Origin of the sequence: Pluralibacter sp. (assembly GCF_019237635.1) — a bacterium.
In the GTDB taxonomy this organism is placed as follows: Bacteria; Pseudomonadota; Gammaproteobacteria; order Enterobacterales; family Enterobacteriaceae; genus Enterobacter_B.
In genome coordinates this window covers 1-16,492 of the sequence record NZ_JAFAGS010000009.1, presented here as the reverse complement: position 1 = coordinate 16,492, position 16,492 = coordinate 1, and the positions used below count along the sequence as shown (strand labels likewise).

Sequence of the window (16,492 nt, the reverse complement as noted above, 5' to 3'; positions counted from 1 at the left end):
TACCTGGAGATGCTCTGGGAGCAGCACCGGGACAGCCTGGACGAGATCTCTATTTTTGACTTTATCTTAAACAGAGCTGCGGTATCGCGAAGTTCACTCAACAAAATACTCAAGGAGTTGTCCGATGGAGGCTATGTTAAGATAAATCGAGGACGTCTTGTTTATTTAAAGAAACTACCTACGGGGTATTAAATTAACAGGATGTAAGGGATGGCTTTAATCCACGTTATGTGGATCGATATTCCCTGCGTATTATAAATTAATGCCCTAAAATGAGTTTTTAAATGCGTATTTTTATGCATTAATGAATTTGCATTAAATAAAATATAATGGGAATTTTCTAATTATCGGCGGGTTAATCCGTGGCTTTATATTAAGCCAGTCGGAGGCCTTGCTTTTTAGCTTGTTAAGGATTTTATGATGTCAAATAAACATGAAGCCATTGCTTTATCGACGCCTCGTGGCGCGATGAAAGTGAAGAAAATCATATCATTAAAAAATATCAACACCGTATTGCTGGCCTCTGCATCGTTAACCAGCATGAATGCTCTTGCGGCTAGTGCCACCATTATTGACGGTGGTGCATCGGAAACAGTACCGGGAAGCCAGAGTTCCCCGTGGAATGTACCAGGGGCACTTTATATTGGACAAAGTGGAACAGGTTCGCTGACCGTTTCAGCGGGCGGCGTTGTACAGTCCGGCATCGATCCCATCGGCTCGTCAGGTTCTGTTCTCGGTTACGACGCCAGCGGTAGCGGGACGGTGCTGGTGGATGGTGGCGCCTGGTATGATGGCGTTGATGCCGCAAATAATAAAATTTCTGGGGGAACTACCGCTGTGGGTGGTAGCGGTACGGGTAATTTGCAAATTATCAACGGTGGCAAGGTTGGTCTTGTATTTTTGAATATTGGCCAAAATGGCGGTGGGACCGGCACGGTCATTGTCGACGGGAGCGGTTCGCAATTATTGGCGACAACGTCTCCTTCATCAGGTATTACTGTTGGCGCTGGAGGTTCAGGTACCCTGACCATTCGTAATGGCGGACAAGTGTTCGGAAATACGGGCACGCCTATCGGCGCGATACCTGGCTCTGAGGGGACGGTCAATGTTACGGGGCCAGGGTCAGCATTCACGGTGAATGATGGTACTATTACCGTTGGCAGTGGCGGCAATGGCGCTCTGAATATTACGAATGGTGGCCAGGTCTCCAGTGTTGGTGGTGGTATTGCGGGGGGAAGTGCAACAGGAGTTGCCACTGTTGATGGCGCGGGTTCTTTATGGAACCTTGGCATGAACGATCTCAATATTGGGGCTACAGATAATAACGGTAATGTTATTGGTAACGGTACGTTAATTGTTGCTAACCAGGGAAAGGTGACTGCCGGTAATGGAATTAATGTTAATGCGGTCACGGGACGTGTCGTTGTGGGTGCATTACCCGGTGCGGCACCTGTTGCTGCGGGGGTGCTTGACACACCGACGCTCGATTTAGTGAACAGCAACAGCACGCTAATTCTTAATCATACCGAGAATACCGGGAGTTACGTTTTTTCCCCCATCATTAAAGGCGTGGGTAATGTTTCCAGCCTGAATGGCACCACCGTATTTAACAGCGTGAATACCTATACCGGTACCACAACGATCGACGGCGGCACTGTCGTCGTGGGCGATGCCGCGCATCCTGACGCGGTGCTGAATGGCGCCAGTGCGGGTGATGTGACCATTTCCTCGGGCGGCACCTTATCCGGCACCGGAACGGTCAACGGGAGGGTGGTCAACAACGGTCAGGTAGCGGCATTTAATACCCTGTCGGGTGAAAGTTCGGCGGCAAACAGCAATTTAACCCTCGCAGGCGGTATTACTAACGGCGGGGTGATTAACCTGGCCGGCAGTACGCCGGGAAATACGCTGACCGTCGGGAAACAGTATATCGGCAACAACGGCACGATCATTCTGAATACGTGGTTGGGCGGCGATAGCTCGCCGACGGATAAGGTCATTCTGGATAACGCCGCGGCATCAGGCACCACCAATCTGCAGATTAAGCATGCCGGAGGCAACGGCGCCCAAACGCAGAACGGCATCCTGCTGGTGGATGCGCAAAACGGCAGTACCACCACTGCGGATTCCTTTGTTCTGTCTCCTTCCTCTGATGGTTACCGTCAGGGTAAAGGCACGATTGCCGCCGGGGCCTATGATTACCGACTGGCGCGTGGCGGCAACGGAGGGAATACGGAATCATGGTACTTAACGTCACTGTCGAACAAACCGGTCGTCACACCGGACCCTAATGCATCGGTCGACCCGGCGACGCCAGATTCGCCGACATCGCCAGGCGCAACGGGCGGGCAGGGAACGCTTCGTGCGGAGACGGGGTCGTACATTGATAACATCCGTGCCGCCAACACGCTCTTTACCATGACGCTGCACGATCGCTTAGGCGAAACGCAGTACCTCGACGATATCAACGGCGGAAAAGAGAAAGCGACATCACTGTGGATGCGCAATATTGGCGGGCATAACCGTTCCGACTCCGGGAGCGGGCAGGTAGCAACTCAGGCGAATCGCTACGTGATGCAGCTGGGCAGCGATCTTGCTGACTGGTCCTCCGACGGCAATGACCGCTACTTGTTCGGCGTGATGGGCGGTTATGCCAACCAGCACAGCAATAGCATCTCGAATGTTTCCGGATATACCTCAAAAGGTACGCTGAGCGGCTATAGCGCCGGGGTGTACGGCACCTGGTATGCCAATGATGCGCAGAAGCAGGGCTTCTACGTGGATACCTGGGCACTGTACAACTGGTTTAACAACAGCGTCAGCGGCGAAGGCCTGCCGACGGAAAACTATAAGTCGAATGGTTTTACCGCATCGGTTGAAACGGGGTACACCCATAAGACCGGCGAATACCAGACTCTGAACGGCATGACCAATGAGGTCTTTATCCAGCCGCAGGCGCAGGTAACCTGGATGGGCGTGACGGCCAACAGCCACACCGAACAGAACGGCACGATCGTTGACAACACCGGTGATAATAACGTGCAAACCCGCTTAGGGATGAGAGCCTTTATCAAAGGACACAGTAAGCTGGATGAAAATACGCAGCGCGTATTCGAACCTTTCGTCGAAGCGAACTGGATTTACAACACCAAAGCCTATGGCGTCAATATGGATGGCGTTAACTCGCAGGTTGCCGGTACCCGCAATATCGGCGAACTGAAAGCCGGTGTTGAAGGCAAAATGACCAATCAGACAACGTTCTGGCTTAACGTCGCGCAGCAAATCGGCGGTAAAGGTTATAGCGATACGCAGGGCATGTTGGGAATTAAGCACTCATTCTGAATCATCATCAATAACCATGTGACATTGGCTCGGGCGGCTGACTTCGGCTGCCCGGCCCAATGCGAACGCCTTTCCCGTTTCGATATTGTCCCAAATGTAACAACCTGACCGTGACACGAGGGTATGCATAATGGATTTGTATGCGACGAGTCATCAGAAACTCTGCGTTGTCATTGATGAGTGCAGCTTTAGCCGTAGCGCGCTGGAAGCTTTAACGACGACAGCGTCCAGCCAGTGTACGACGTTATCGTTTCACTGCTTTGCCGATTTTCTCCTCTGGCGCCGGGGGGCGTCTGAGGAAATAGCCCTGCTGGTGATTAATCTTCATCACTACGGGCAACTGGCCGATGAGGGGATTGTTGATGCGCTGCTGTTTCGCCGGGAAGAGTGGCGAATCCAGCAAACGCCCGTGCTGTTTCTGTATAGCCGAACCGCGCCGCAGTTTCTCTGTTACGCCACCCGGATGCCAGCGTGCTCAATGGTGAATAAAAACCGGCCCGTCCGCGAGATACTCAAACGCCTGTTGGCGTTGCTGCAGTCCGACGATACCACCGGGGCGCATGGAGAACCTTCCCATAAGGTTGGTGATGCCGCGTTATGTTCAAGGCTGGATCGCCTGACGGCAAAAGAAGTCAGAGCGCTGCAAATTACGCTCGATGGAAATAATATTGGGTACTGGGCGGATGTATTAGGGGTGAGTGTGAAAACCCTTTACAGCCAGCGCGCGTCGGCACTGTTGAAACTGGGTATTAACCGTAGCAGTGATCTTGTGCGCTACAAAGGCTTAATTGAGCGCATGTTGTCGGCTAATCACTAGCGCATAACGACCGCCCGGCGGGTGCCGGGGGCCGTCATCAGGGGAATTACACGTCGCGTTGCGCCATCATCAGCGTCGACAGACCGTCGATAATGGATGAGTGCGGATCGCCCAGGTCATCGCCATCGCAAACCTTTCTGTCTGAGAGGCGATGAAACAACAGGCGTGATTTAGACGTTAAACAAGAAGTTCATCACATCGCCATCTTTCACGATGTAATCTTTCCCTTCCGCACGCATCTTGCCCGCTTCTTTCGCGCCTTGTTCACCCTTGTAGGTGATGAAGTCTTCAAACGCGATGGTCTGCGCGCGGATAAAGCCTTTCTCGAAGTCGGTATGGATTTTACCCGCCGCCTGTGGTGCGGTGGCGCCAACCGGGATAGTCCATGCACGCACTTCTTTCACGCCTGCGGTGAAGTAGGTTTGCAGGTTCAGCAGTTCGTAGCCTGCGCGGATCACGCGATTCAGACCCGGCTCTTCCAGACCCAGCTCAGCCATGAACTCTTCACGGTCGGCGTCGTCCAGTTCGGCGATATCGGATTCAACAGATGCACAAACCGCAACCACAACGGAACCTTCCGCAGCCGCGATTTCACGCACTTTGTCCAGGTACGGGTTGTTCTCGAAGCCGTCTTCGTTGACGTTCGCGATGTACATGGTTGGCTTCAGGGTCAGGAAGCTCAGGTATTTGATCGCAGCCTTGTCTTCTTCGGTCAGGTTTTTCAGAGCGCGCAGCATGCCTGCGTTTTCCAACTGCGGCAGACATTTTTCCAGCGCGGCCAGTTCCGCTTTAGCGTCTTTATCGCCGCCTTTCGCTTTCTTTTGCACACGGTGGATAGCACGTTCGCAGGTGTCCAGGTCAGACAGCGCCAGCTCGGTGTTGATCACGTCGATATCGTCAGCCGGATCCACTTTGTTGTTAACGTGGATAATGTTGTCGTTTTCGAAGCAACGCACAACGTGACCGATAGCTTCGGTTTCACGGATGTTGGTCAGGAACTGGTTACCCAGACCTTCACCTTTGGATGCGCCTTTCACCAGACCCGCGATATCCACGAATTCCATGGTGGTCGGCAGAATGCGCTGCGGCTTGACGATTTCAGCCAGTTTGTCCAGACGCGGATCGGGCATCGGTACAACACCGGTGTTCGGCTCGATGGTACAGAACGGGAAGTTGGCCGCTTCGATACCGGCTTTGGTGAGCGCGTTGAACAGGGTGGATTTGCCGACGTTAGGCAGGCCGACGATACCGCATTTGAATCCCATGATTTAAATCACCTTAATCTTTGATAATCAATCCGTTACTGGTAACCGATTGCTGAAAAGTAAACAACTTTGCCTATTATACACGGCGCGCGGCGAAAATGCCGCACGTTGGGGCGTTATTGCGCTTTAAATGCGTGCAGGCGGTTGGTGGCTTTGGTTAAACCGTCTTTCAACCAAATTTCCGTGCAGCGCGTCGCTTCGTCTACTGCCTCGTCAATCAGCTTCTGCTCAGAGACCGGCGGTTTTCCCAGCACAAAGCCAACAACTTTGTTTTTATCGCCCGGATGACCAATACCGACGCGTAAACGGTGAAAGTTCGGGTTATTCCCCAGTTTGCTGATAATGTCTTTCAAACCGTTATGACCGCCATGGCCGCCGCCCAGTTTGAATTTCGCCACGCCTGGCGGTAAATCCAGCTCATCGTGCGCGACCAGAATTTCATCCGGGGCAATGCGGAAAAAGGTCGCCATTGCCGCCACCGCTTTACCGCTAAGGTTCATAAACGTGGTGGGCACCAGCAGGCGAACATCCTCACCGGCGACGTTAATGCGCGAGGTATAACCAAAAAACTTACTCTCTTCGCGCAGCGGGGCGCGACAGCGCTCGGCCAGCAAATCCACATACCATGCGCCGGCGTTATGGCGGGTAGCCGCATACTCCGCGCCGGGGTTTGCCAGGCCGACAATCAGTTTTATCGTCACGAACTTGTTCCTGAGTGGGTCGATATCTGGCGCGTAGTGTACTGGTTGCGGGCCCGGTTGACAAAATTCTCCCGGCGAGGCGGTAATTCCACAAAAAATAATTAGAATCCTAATTATTTTCAGAAGGTTATTTGTAAAGTTTTGTTACTCAGTTGTTTGTATTTGTGATCGTTCACGCACTAAGCGGCAGAGCTGTAGTCTATACTTTACACACAAGGAGTAGGGATTAATCCCTGAACAACCCAAGTTCCGGAGGTGACATATGAAACGCAGAAACGCTTCAAGACTCGGTAACGTGCTCATGGGTTTAGGGTTAGTGGTGATGGTTGTCGGCGTGGGTTATTCTATTTTAAACCAGTTGCCTGAACTTAACCTGCCACAATTTTTCGCACATGGCGCCGTGCTGAGCATTTTCCTCGGTGCGATCCTCTGGCTCGCAGGGGCGCGTGTCAGCGGGCATGAACAGGTCAGCGACAGGTACTGGTGGGTGCGCCACTATGACAAACGTTGCCGTCGTGACCAGCATAAACACAGTTAGCAGTGAATAAGAATTTAGAAAAACGACTCACATGAGTCGTTTTTTTTGCGCCGGACTTTAATGCAGCGACGCAAAGACGCCGCTGCAGGGCTTTCATAAATCGGCTAACGCCGCATCACGATTGGGGTAAAACGCAAGGCGGCCTGGAATCGGCTGTACGCCTGCCCGCGCCATGGTGCGCAGCGGCTGAAACTCCAGGTTGCTGACTCGCAGCTCGCAACCTTCCGGCAGGCGCTGAACAAAGCGCTGGAAGGCATCCAGCCCACCGGCGTCCAGCACCGGCACCGCGTCCCACTTCATCACCACGATGCGCTTTCCGGCAAGGCGCGATTCGAGATCGGTGAACACGCCTTCCGCAGCGGCAAAGAACAGCGGGCCAATCACCCGCAGCACCAGCACATCGTCCGGCACCGTGACGTTCACCGGCGCCAGCCGCGTCATGCGGGCGATACGGCGCATAAACAGCAGCGAAGCCAGGACGATACCTACGCTGATGGCGATCACCATATCAAACAGCACCGTCAGCGACATGCAGAGCAGCATCACCAGGATGTCGTCTTTCGGCGCCCGACGCAACAGGTTCACCACCTTATGCGCCTCGCTCATATTCCAGGCCACCATCAGCAGCAGCGCCGCCATGGCGGAGAGTGGCAGCCAGGAGAGCAGCGGCGCCAGCGCCAGCAGCGCGAGAATGACCAACAGCGCGTGGATCACCGCCGAGACTGGCGAGGTCGCCCCGGCGCGTACGTTGGCGGCAGAGCGGGCGATCGCCGCCGTCGCGGTGATGCCGCCAAAGAACGGGGCAACGATATTGCCCAGCCCCTGGCCGACCAGTTCGCTATTGGCCTTATGTTTGGTGCCGGTCATGCCGTCCAGTACTACCGCGCAGAGCAGTGATTCAATGGCGCCGAGCATCGCCATGGAGAAGGCGGCAGGCAGCAGCGCGCGCAGCGAGTCCCAGCTAAGGGTAAAGCTGGAGCCCGGCAGGTTCCAGGGCAGCACCAACTGGGGCAGAAGCTGCGGAATACCGTTGCCCTGCGAGCCGTCCGCCAGCACATAGTGAAACTGCGAGCCGATCGTGGCCACATGACCGCCCAGCAGGTTCACCACGACCATGACGGCGCAGCCCAGCAGCAGCGCAGGCAGGTGTCCCGGCAGGCGAATGCCGAGTCGCGGCCAGAGGATCAGCGTGCCGAGCGTGACGATGCCGATAGCCGCATCGCCGGGGTTGATCGTCGGTAACGCCATGACCAGCGCGCCGACTTTCTGAACGTAATGTTCCGGTACGTGGGTCAGTTGCAGGCCAAGGAAATCTTTGATCTGCATGGTCCCGATGGTAATACCAATCCCCGAAGTAAAACCGAGTGTGACGGAAACGGGGATGTATTCAATCAGCCGGCCAAAACGGGCCAGACCAAACAAAATTAAAAAGACGCCGGACATCAGCGTGGCGACCAGTAGCCCGGCCAGGCCAAACTGCTGCGAGACCGGATAGAGAATCACCACAAACGCCGCCGTCGGGCCGGAGACGCTAAAGCGCGAGCCGCCGGTCAGCGCGATAACAATCCCGGCGATCGCCGAGGTATAAAGACCATATTGCGGCGCCACGCCGCTGCCGATAGCCAGCGCCATTGCCAGCGGAATGGCGATGATACCGACGGTGATTCCGGCAATGATGTCACGTGTAAACCGCGAGACGGTGTACTTCTCTTTCCAGCAAGCGTCGATGAGGGCGCGAAAGGGCAGAACATGTGAGGAAAAAATGGTTTTCACAATTATCTTTCATCCGAGAGCGCATCATCTGTCATATGAATGGCAGGTGAAGGAGGCATTAGTCATACAAATAAACATTACAGACAAAAAAACCCGCCGCAGCGGGTTTTTCGGCCGTGTTCGATCAGTGTTCGAACATTGCGGAGATGGATTCTTCGTTGCTGATACGACGAATCGCTTCGGCCAGCATCCCGGACAGGGTCAAGGTGCGCACGTTTGGCAGCGCTTTGATCTCGTCGGTTAATGGGATGGTGTCGCAGACAACCACTTCGTCAATGACGGAGTTACGCAGGTTGTTTGCCGCATTGCCTGAGAAGATCGGGTGCGTTGCGTAAGCGAATACACGCTTCGCGCCGCGCTCTTTCAGCGCTTCTGCCGCTTTGCACAGGGTACCGCCGGTATCGATCATATCGTCAACCAGTACGCAGTCACGGCCAGCAACGTCGCCGATGATGTGCATCACCTGAGAAACGTTAGCGCGCGGACGACGCTTGTCGATGATAGCCATATCGGTATCGTTCAGCAGCTTAGCGATAGCGCGTGCGCGAACAACGCCGCCGATATCCGGAGAAACCACGATCGGGTTATCCAGATTCAGTTGCAGCATATCTTCGAGCAGGATCGGGCTGCCGAATACGTTATCCACGGGTACATCGAAGAAGCCCTGAATCTGCTCGGCGTGCAGGTCAACCGTCAGAACACGGTCAACGCCTACGCTGGACAAGAAATCAGCAACGACTTTAGCGGTAATTGGCACACGCGCGGAACGGACGCGACGGTCCTGGCGGGCATAACCAAAGTAAGGGATAACAGCAGTAATGCGGCCTGCGGAAGCACGACGCAGGGCATCGACCATCACAACCAGTTCCATCAGGTTGTCGTTGGTTGGCGCACAGGTGGACTGGATGATGAAAATATCACCACCGCGTACATTTTCGTTAATTTGTACGCTGACTTCGCCGTCGCTAAAGCGGCCTACAGCGGCGTCGCCAAGGGAAGTGTACAGGCGGTTGGCAATACGTTGTGCTAGTTCCGGGGTGGCGTTACCAGCAAAAAGCTTCATATCAGGCACGAGAAGAACCTCAGGCATGCGTCCAGTGGTGGATAGAATTTGCCAAAAACTGTGCGGGCCAGGCAAAACTCTATCCAGGCGGTGTATTAAAGAGCGCGATGCAACGTCTGGAACAGGGTGACGTTGTCACCGGAGCTCAGCTTGCCCGGTCATGGCTTGCTTAAGCGGCGAGAGGTTTACACCTTGCGCTACAAAACCATGCAGCCATTCCGGGGCTTGCTCTAGCACCTGACGAGCGGCGGATTCAGTGTCAAATTCAGCAAAGACACAGGCCCCTGTGCCAGTCAGGCGCGACGGCGCGTATTCTAACAGCCAGGAAAGCGCCGCATCAACCTCGCGAAAACGTTTTCTTGCGATAACCTCGCAATCGTTGCTGAATTCACATTTTAATAACGTTTCTATTGACCGCACTGATGTGTTGCGCGGCAGGTCCGGATCCTTAAAAATCACCGGCGTCGGGATGCTGACGCCAGGGTGCGCCACCAGGTACCACTTCTCCGGGACGTTGACTGGCGTCAGCACTTCGCCGACGCCCTCGGCGAAGGCGGCATACCCGCGGACGAATACCGGCACGTCGGCGCCAAGCGTCAGACCAAGCGCCGCCAGCTCGTCTTCTGACAACCCGCATTGCCACAGGTGGTTCAGCGCGACCAGCACGGTCGCCGCATTGGAGGAGCCGCCGCCAAGGCCGCCGCCCATTGGCAGACGCTTTTCAATACCGATATCCGCGCCATAGCGCGTCGGGAGGCGTCCGCTTTCCGCTGCGGCATGGATCAGCAGACGGGCGGCGCGCACGATCAGATTCTCATCTTCCGGCACGCCGTCGACGGGCGTCAGCAGGCGCAACTGGCCGTCCTGGCGCAGGTCGATGGTTATTGTGTCGCCATAATCCAGAAACTGAAACAGCGTCTGCAGCGTGTGATAACCATCGGCACGCTGGCCGGTGATGTACAAAAACAGGTTCAGTTTTGCCGGGGAGGGCCAACGGGTGCTCATTTAACGATCCAGTTATCCATTTTCAGTTTGATGCGCTCGCTGCCCTCGGTCAGCTCCATATTTGACGGCAGCGAAGGTTTGGTCGTGCTGTCGTAACCGCCGTACACCACTTTCCAGGTTTTGCCGTCCTGGGTGTAGTTGAGGGTGCTCAGACGATACTGGTCATCCAGGGTGTAGTCGGTCGCATGGCTTGGCAGACCGAGGATCCACTGGCGCAGGCTGTTAAGCGGAATCGGCATGCCGGTCAGCTTGCCAATCATCTCTTCGGCGTCGGTGGCGGTGTAGTGCTGCCCCTTGTTGTCCACTAACTCGACGCTGCCCGGCTTCGCGTTGAGCTCAAGTTCGGTGCTGCCAAGCGGGTTGGTCAGCAGCAGGCGCCAGGTGTCCTGGCCGGTCTGCTGCCAGAAGAAACGGGCATACACTTTTTGTTGGTCGGAGATAAAGGCGAACGCGCCGCGGGTCTGATACTGACTCAGGTTGCGCACATCCTGCTGGTGCTGACGCCATTGCGGTGAATCCGGACTTTTACCGGGGCCTTTTGGAGCATTGATGGAGCAGGCCGTGAGAACCAGTGCCGCCAGCGGCAGCAGGCGAATCAGTCGTGTCATAAGGGGGCAAATCCTTTCAGATGATTTTTTGTGTATCAGCGAGCAGTTATAACCATTAATGCTAGCGCCGCGCGCTACCAGCGTCTACGTTCAGGTTGTCTTAAATCATGAAATTACCGATTACTCCAAAAGGAGGCTGTCTCTTTTATTGACCTTGCGCATCCTGTATGATGCGCTCAGACTAACCTTATCAACGCTGGTACTACTCCCGCACTCATGACGCTATTAGCACTTGGCATCAACCATAAGACAGCTCCGGTCGCGCTGCGAGAACGTGTTACGTTTTCGCCGGACAGCCTCGACCAGGCGCTGGAGAGCCTGTTGGCTCAGCCGATGGTGCAGGGCGGGGTGGTGCTGTCGACGTGCAATCGTACCGAGTTGTACCTGAGCGTGGAGGAGCAGGATAACCTGCAAGAGTCACTCATCCGCTGGTTGTGCGACTATCACCAGCTCAACGAAGACGATTTACGTCAAAGCCTCTACTGGCACCAGGATAACGATGCCGTCAGCCATCTGATGCGCGTCGCCAGCGGGCTGGATTCGCTGATTCTGGGCGAGCCGCAGATCCTGGGGCAGGTCAAAAAAGCCTTTGCGGATTCCAGCCGCGGTCACCTGAATGTCAGCGAGCTGGAACGGATGTTCCAGAAATCTTTCTCCGTTGCAAAACGCGTACGCACTGAAACCGATATCGGCGCCAGTGCGGTGTCGGTGGCGTTTGCCGCCTGTACGCTGGCGCGACAAATATTTGAATCGCTGGGGTCGGTCACCGTGCTGCTGGTCGGCGCGGGAGAGACTATCGAGCTGGTGGCGCGCCATCTGCGCGAACATCGGGTGAAGAAGATGCTTATCGCTAACCGTACCCGCGAACGCGCCCTGGCGCTGGCGGATGAAGTTGGCGCCGAGGTCATCGCCCTGAGCGATGTCGATGAGCGGTTAAAAGAGGCGGATATCATTATCAGCTCTACCGCCAGCCCGCTGCCGATTATCGGCAAGGGGATGGTGGAACGCGCCTTGAAAGCGCGCCGTAATCAGCCGATGCTGCTGGTGGATATCGCGGTGCCGCGTGATGTGGAGCCGGAAGTCGGCAAGCTTGCCAACGCCTACCTGTACAGCGTCGACGACCTGCAGAATATCATTCAGCACAACCTCGCGCAGCGCAAAGCCGCGGCGCAGCAGGCGGAGACGATCGTCGAGCAGGAAACCAGCGAGTTTATGGCCTGGCTGCGTGCGCAGAATGCGAGCGAAACCATCCGCGACTACCGTTCCCAGGCGGAGCTGGTGCGGGAAGAATTAACGGCCAAAGCGCTGGCGGCCCTGGAACAGGGGGGCGATGCGCAGGCTGTCATGCAGGATCTGGCTCGTAAACTGACTAACCGTTTGATCCACGCTCCAACCAAATCTCTTCAGCAGGCAGCCCGTGACGGGGATGATGAACGCCTGCATATTCTGCGCAACAGCCTCGGGCTGGAATAGCGCACCTCTCTATTTTATTTATTTAAAGGTGAATTTACGCCTATGAAGCCTTCTATTGTTGCCAAACTGGAAGCCCTGCACGAACGCCATGAAGAAGTTCAGGCGCTGCTGGGTGATGCCGGGACGATCGCCGATCAGGAGCGTTTTCGCGCGCTGTCGCGTGAATATGCGCAGTTAAGCGACGTGTCGCGCTGCTTTACCGACTGGCAGCAGATTCAGGACGATATCGAAACGGCGCAGATGATGCTCGACGATCCTGAAATGCGAGAAATGGCGCAGGACGAACTGCGCGAAGCGAAAGATAAAAGCGAGCAACTGGAGCAGCAGCTGCAGGTGCTGTTGCTGCCAAAAGATCCGGATGATGAGCGTAACGCGTTTGTCGAAGTGCGCGCGGGCACCGGCGGCGATGAAGCCGCGCTGTTTGCCGGCGACCTGTTCCGCATGTACAGCCGCTATGCCGAAGCCCGCCGCTGGCGCGTTGAAATCATGAGCGCCAGCGAAGGCGAGCACGGCGGCTACAAAGAAGTTATCGCCAAAGTGTCCGGCGACGGCGTATACGGCCGCCTGAAATTTGAATCCGGCGGCCACCGCGTACAGCGCGTTCCGGCCACTGAATCGCAGGGGCGCATTCATACCTCCGCCTGCACCGTGGCGGTGATGCCGGAGCTGCCGGAAGCCGAGATGCCGGATATCAACCCGGCGGAGTTGCGTATTGATACCTTCCGCTCTTCCGGCGCGGGCGGCCAGCACGTTAACACCACCGACTCCGCCATCCGCATTACCCACCTGCCGACCGGCATTGTGGTGGAGTGCCAGGACGAACGTTCGCAGCATAAGAACAAGGCCAAAGCGCTGTCGGTGCTGGGCGCGCGTATCCGCGCCGCCGAAGTGGCGAAACGCCAGCAGGCGGAAGCCTCTACGCGCCGCAACCTGCTCGGCAGCGGCGATCGCAGCGATCGCAACCGTACCTACAACTTTCCGCAGGGCCGCGTGACCGACCACCGCATCAACCTGACGCTCTACCGTCTGGATGAGACCATGGAAGGTAAACTGGACATGCTTATCGAGCCTATCGTCCAGGAATATCAGGCAGACCAGCTGGCAGCGCTGTCCGAGCAGGAATGATGCGCTATCAACAGTGGCTGGCCCAGGCGATTGCCTGTCTGAAAGAGAGTGAAAGCCCGCGTCGCGATGCCGAGATCCTGCTTGGTCATGTGACCGGCAAGTCGCGCACCTTTATTCTCGCGTTCGATGAGACGCTGCTGTCGGCGGCACAGTTGGACGCGCTGGCGGAGCTGCTGGCCCGCCGCGCGCGCGGCGAACCTGTCGCTCACCTGGTGGGCATGCGTGAATTCTGGTCATTGCCGCTGTTTGTCTCACCCGCCACGCTTATCCCGCGCCCGGACACCGAATGTCTGGTCGAGCAGGCGCTGGCGCGTCTTGGCGAGGCGCCCAGCCGGATCCTTGATCTTGGCACTGGCACCGGGGCCATTGCGCTGGCGCTGGCAAGCGAGCGCCCTGACTGTCAGCTTACGGCGGTGGATGTGGTTGCCGATGCCGTGGCGCTGGCGTCGCGCAATGTAGCGCACCTTGGGTTTAGCAACGTTCAGGTGCTGCAGAGCAGCTGGTTTAGTGCGCTCGACGGCCAGCGCTTCGACATGATCGTCAGCAACCCGCCTTACATCGACGAGCAGGATCCGCATCTGGCGCAGGGCGATGTACGCTTTGAACCGAAAACAGCGCTGGTGGCGGCCGATGCCGGGCTTGCCGACCTGGCCCATATCATTGCGCAAGGACGCCGCTATCTTAACCCTCACGGTTGGATACTGCTTGAGCATGGCTGGCAGCAGGGAGAGGCGGTCAGAGCGCTTTTTGCTGACGCCGGATACCGTGAGGTGCAAACCTGCCGGGACTATGGCGGCAACGAGCGTTTGACGCTCGGGAGGTGGCATGCTGACTGAGCGGTCGATTAGCGCTATGATTAGCATCATTTTGAAGTCATCAGGTTGTCATCAGGCAATACGTAGTTGGAGTAGGTAATGAGATCGTTAGCAGATTTTGAATTTAACAGCGCGCCGCTCTGTGACGGCATGATCCTCATTTCCGAACTCATCCGCGACGATTTCCCAGCCCAGCACGTCGCGGATGAGCTGGAGCAACTGGTGAGTCTGGCGCGAGAGGAAATAAGCCCGTCCTGGGCTGACAGCCGTCAGATTGAACGCCTGCTGGAGCTGTTCTACGACGAGTGGGGTTTTAGCGATTCGCACGGAATTTACCGCCTGTCTGACGCCCTGTGGCTCGATCAGGTGCTGAAAAACCGTGAGGGCAGCGCTGTTTCGCTGGGCGCAATTGTGCTGTGGGTTGCCCGCCGCCTGTCGCTGCCGGTGGTGCCCGTCATTTTCCCGACGCAGTTGCTGCTGCGCGCCGATGTTGAAACTGGCGAAATGTGGCTTATCAATCCGTTCAACGGCGACACGCTGGATGAGCATACGCTGGAAGTATGGCTTAAAGGCAACATCAGTCCGGTGGCGGAGCTGTTCAACGAAGATCTCGACGAGGCCGATAACGCCGAGGTCATCCGCAAGCTGCTTGATACCCTTAAATCCGCGTTGATGGAAGAGCGGCAGATGGAGCTCGCACTACGCGCAAGCGAGGCGCTGCTGCAGTTTAACCCGGAAGATCCGTACGAAATTCGTGACCGTGGTCTGATTTACGCCCAGCTTGAGTGTGAACACGTGGCGCTCAACGATTTAAGCTATTTCGTCGAGCAGTGCCCTGAAGACCCGATCAGTGAAATTATTCGCGCGCAGATCAACACCATCGCGCATAAACACATTACTTTGCATTAATCCGGAATGATTCCGATTAACCCCCGATAAGGCGAACTTATGAAACAAAAAGTGGTTAGCATTGGCGATATCAAGGTGGCAAACGACCTGCCGTTCGTGCTGTTTGGCGGCATGAACGTGCTGGAGTCACGCGATCTCGCTATGCGCATCTGTGAGCACTACGTTACCGTCACCCAAAAGCTCGGTATTCCGTATGTGTTCAAAGCCTCTTTTGATAAGGCAAACCGTTCTTCCATCAAGTCCTACCGCGGACCGGGCCTGGAAGAGGGGATGAAAATTTTCCAGGAGCTGAAGCAGACCTTCGGCGTGAAAATCATCACCGACGTGCATGAGCCGCAGCAGGCTCAGCCGGTGGCCGACGTGGTTGACGTTATCCAGTTGCCAGCGTTTCTTGCCCGTCAGACCGATCTCGTGGAAGCGATGGCGAAAACCAACGCTGTCATCAACGTGAAGAAGCCGCAGTTTGTCAGCCCGGGCCAGATGGGCAACATCGTTGATAAGTTTGCCGAAGGCGGCAACGAGAAGGTAATCCTCTGCGATCGCGGCACCCAGTTTGGCTATGACAATCTGATTGTGGATATGCTCGGCTTTAGCGTGATGAAGCAGGTTTCCGGCAACGCGCCGGTGATTTTCGACGTGACCCACGCCCTGCAGTGCCGCGACCCGTTTGGCGCCGCCTCCAGCGGCCGTCGCGCGCAGGTGACCGAGCTTGCCCGTGCCGGTATGGCGACCGGCCTGGCCGGGCTGTTCATTGAAGCGCACCCGGACCCGGAACATGCGAAATGCGACGGCCCGTCTGCGCTGCCGCTGGCGAAGCTTGAGCCGTTCCTCAAGCAGATCAAAGCGATTGACGACCTGGTGAAAAACTTCGACGACCTCGATACCAGCAAATAATAAAAAAACCCGCTTCGGCGCTGAGGAATCCCCAGTAATGGGTGGGTAAAAAAAGACAGGCATAGAGTTTTGTGATCTACTGATTTGTGCAACCAATTCAATGAGATCACCTCTATGCCTGCTCATCAAGTATGTCAGAATTTCTTCCGTGACGCCTTAGCTCC

The 16,492-nt window shown here is 56.0% G+C and carries 15 protein-coding genes; 9 read left to right on the top strand and 6 right to left on the bottom strand.

Features of this window, described 5'->3' with window-relative positions; genetic code table 11:
* The 3 genes from JO226_RS01265 to JO226_RS01255 all read left to right on the top strand — a co-directional run.
* Positions 1 to 192: helix-turn-helix domain-containing protein (locus tag JO226_RS01265; RefSeq protein WP_293481685.1), on the top strand; the 192-nt coding region annotated here is incomplete at its 5' end.
* A 228-nt stretch (positions 193 to 420) separates the two neighbouring features.
* Positions 421 to 3,342, top strand: coding sequence for an autotransporter outer membrane beta-barrel domain-containing protein (locus JO226_RS01260; protein ID WP_293481683.1), 2,922 nt, complete (start codon positions 421 to 423; stop codon positions 3,340 to 3,342).
* Between the two features lie 130 nt (positions 3,343 to 3,472).
* Positions 3,473 to 4,159, top strand: a complete 687-nt coding sequence (locus JO226_RS01255; protein ID WP_293481681.1) for a hypothetical protein — start codon at positions 3,473 to 3,475, stop codon at positions 4,157 to 4,159.
* Between the two features lie 170 nt (positions 4,160 to 4,329).
* Here the strand turns inward: JO226_RS01255 and ychF are convergent, their stop codons facing one another.
* The gene (ychF, locus tag JO226_RS01250; RefSeq protein WP_293481679.1) at positions 4,330 to 5,424 is read right to left on the bottom strand and encodes a redox-regulated ATPase YchF; all 1,095 of its coding nucleotides are present in this window, start codon (positions 5,422 to 5,424) and stop codon (positions 4,330 to 4,332) included.
* Positions 5,425 to 5,540: 116 nt separating this feature from the next.
* On the bottom strand, positions 5,541 to 6,125 hold the full coding sequence (gene pth, locus JO226_RS01245; protein WP_293481677.1) for an aminoacyl-tRNA hydrolase: 585 nt from the start codon (positions 6,123 to 6,125) through the stop codon (positions 5,541 to 5,543).
* A gap of 262 nt (positions 6,126 to 6,387) precedes the next feature.
* Here pth and ychH point away from each other — a divergent pair, with 262 nt between their 5' ends.
* A complete protein-coding gene (gene ychH / locus JO226_RS01240; protein WP_293481675.1) occupies positions 6,388 to 6,663 on the top strand; it encodes a stress-induced protein YchH in 276 nt (91 codons plus the stop codon).
* A gap of 93 nt (positions 6,664 to 6,756) precedes the next feature.
* Here the strand turns inward: ychH and dauA are convergent, their stop codons facing one another.
* From dauA to lolB, 4 genes are all read right to left on the bottom strand, one after another.
* A complete protein-coding gene (dauA, locus tag JO226_RS01235) occupies positions 6,757 to 8,436 on the bottom strand; it encodes a C4-dicarboxylic acid transporter DauA (RefSeq protein ID WP_293481673.1) in 1,680 nt (559 codons plus the stop codon).
* Between the two features lie 124 nt (positions 8,437 to 8,560).
* On the bottom strand, positions 8,561 to 9,508 hold the full coding sequence (prs, locus tag JO226_RS01230) for a ribose-phosphate diphosphokinase (protein WP_001518537.1): 948 nt from the start codon (positions 9,506 to 9,508) through the stop codon (positions 8,561 to 8,563).
* A gap of 126 nt (positions 9,509 to 9,634) precedes the next feature.
* Complete coding sequence (gene ispE, locus JO226_RS01225) at positions 9,635 to 10,504, bottom strand: 4-(cytidine 5'-diphospho)-2-C-methyl-D-erythritol kinase (protein ID WP_293478369.1); 870 nt, start codon at positions 10,502 to 10,504, stop codon at positions 9,635 to 9,637.
* Entirely contained in the window at positions 10,501 to 11,112 is a 612-nt protein-coding gene (gene lolB, locus JO226_RS01220) for a lipoprotein insertase outer membrane protein LolB (RefSeq protein WP_293478367.1), read from the bottom strand. The genes ispE and lolB overlap by 4 nt, the downstream gene beginning before the upstream one ends.
* 216 nt (positions 11,113 to 11,328) lie before the next feature.
* Here lolB and hemA point away from each other — a divergent pair, with 216 nt between their 5' ends.
* From hemA to kdsA, 5 genes are all read left to right on the top strand, one after another.
* A complete protein-coding gene (gene hemA, locus JO226_RS01215; RefSeq protein ID WP_293478365.1) occupies positions 11,329 to 12,585 on the top strand; it encodes a glutamyl-tRNA reductase in 1,257 nt (418 codons plus the stop codon).
* Positions 12,586 to 12,627: 42 nt separating this feature from the next.
* Positions 12,628 to 13,710, top strand: coding sequence for a peptide chain release factor 1 (prfA, locus tag JO226_RS01210; protein WP_293478363.1), 1,083 nt, complete (start codon positions 12,628 to 12,630; stop codon positions 13,708 to 13,710).
* On the top strand, positions 13,710 to 14,546 hold the full coding sequence (gene prmC, locus JO226_RS01205) for a peptide chain release factor N(5)-glutamine methyltransferase (protein WP_293478361.1): 837 nt from the start codon (positions 13,710 to 13,712) through the stop codon (positions 14,544 to 14,546). The genes prfA and prmC overlap by 1 nt, the downstream gene beginning before the upstream one ends.
* Before the next feature lie 78 nt (positions 14,547 to 14,624).
* Complete coding sequence (sirB1, locus tag JO226_RS01200) at positions 14,625 to 15,434, top strand: invasion regulator SirB1 (RefSeq protein ID WP_293478359.1); 810 nt, start codon at positions 14,625 to 14,627, stop codon at positions 15,432 to 15,434.
* Between the two features lie 39 nt (positions 15,435 to 15,473).
* Positions 15,474 to 16,328, top strand: a complete 855-nt coding sequence (kdsA, locus tag JO226_RS01195) for a 3-deoxy-8-phosphooctulonate synthase (RefSeq protein WP_293478357.1) — start codon at positions 15,474 to 15,476, stop codon at positions 16,326 to 16,328.
* Positions 16,329 to 16,492: the final 164 nt, after the last annotated feature.

Coding starts and splice junctions, on each gene's coding strand:
- JO226_RS01260 (WP_293481683.1), top strand. CDS start 421: ATGTCAAATAAACATGAAGCCATTGCTTTATCGACGCCTCGTGGCGCG.
- JO226_RS01255 (WP_293481681.1), top strand. CDS start 3,473: ATGGATTTGTATGCGACGAGTCATCAGAAACTCTGCGTTGTCATTGAT.
- ychF (WP_293481679.1), bottom strand. CDS start 5,424: ATGGGATTCAAATGCGGTATCGTCGGCCTGCCTAACGTCGGCAAATCC.
- ychH (WP_293481675.1), top strand. CDS start 6,388: ATGAAACGCAGAAACGCTTCAAGACTCGGTAACGTGCTCATGGGTTTA.
- ispE (WP_293478369.1), bottom strand. CDS start 10,504: ATGAGCACCCGTTGGCCCTCCCCGGCAAAACTGAACCTGTTTTTGTAC.
- lolB (WP_293478367.1), bottom strand. CDS start 11,112: ATGACACGACTGATTCGCCTGCTGCCGCTGGCGGCACTGGTTCTCACG.
- hemA (WP_293478365.1), top strand. CDS start 11,329: ATGACGCTATTAGCACTTGGCATCAACCATAAGACAGCTCCGGTCGCG.
- prfA (WP_293478363.1), top strand. CDS start 12,628: ATGAAGCCTTCTATTGTTGCCAAACTGGAAGCCCTGCACGAACGCCAT.
- prmC (WP_293478361.1), top strand. CDS start 13,710: ATGCGCTATCAACAGTGGCTGGCCCAGGCGATTGCCTGTCTGAAAGAG.
- sirB1 (WP_293478359.1), top strand. CDS start 14,625: ATGAGATCGTTAGCAGATTTTGAATTTAACAGCGCGCCGCTCTGTGAC.
- kdsA (WP_293478357.1), top strand. CDS start 15,474: ATGAAACAAAAAGTGGTTAGCATTGGCGATATCAAGGTGGCAAACGAC.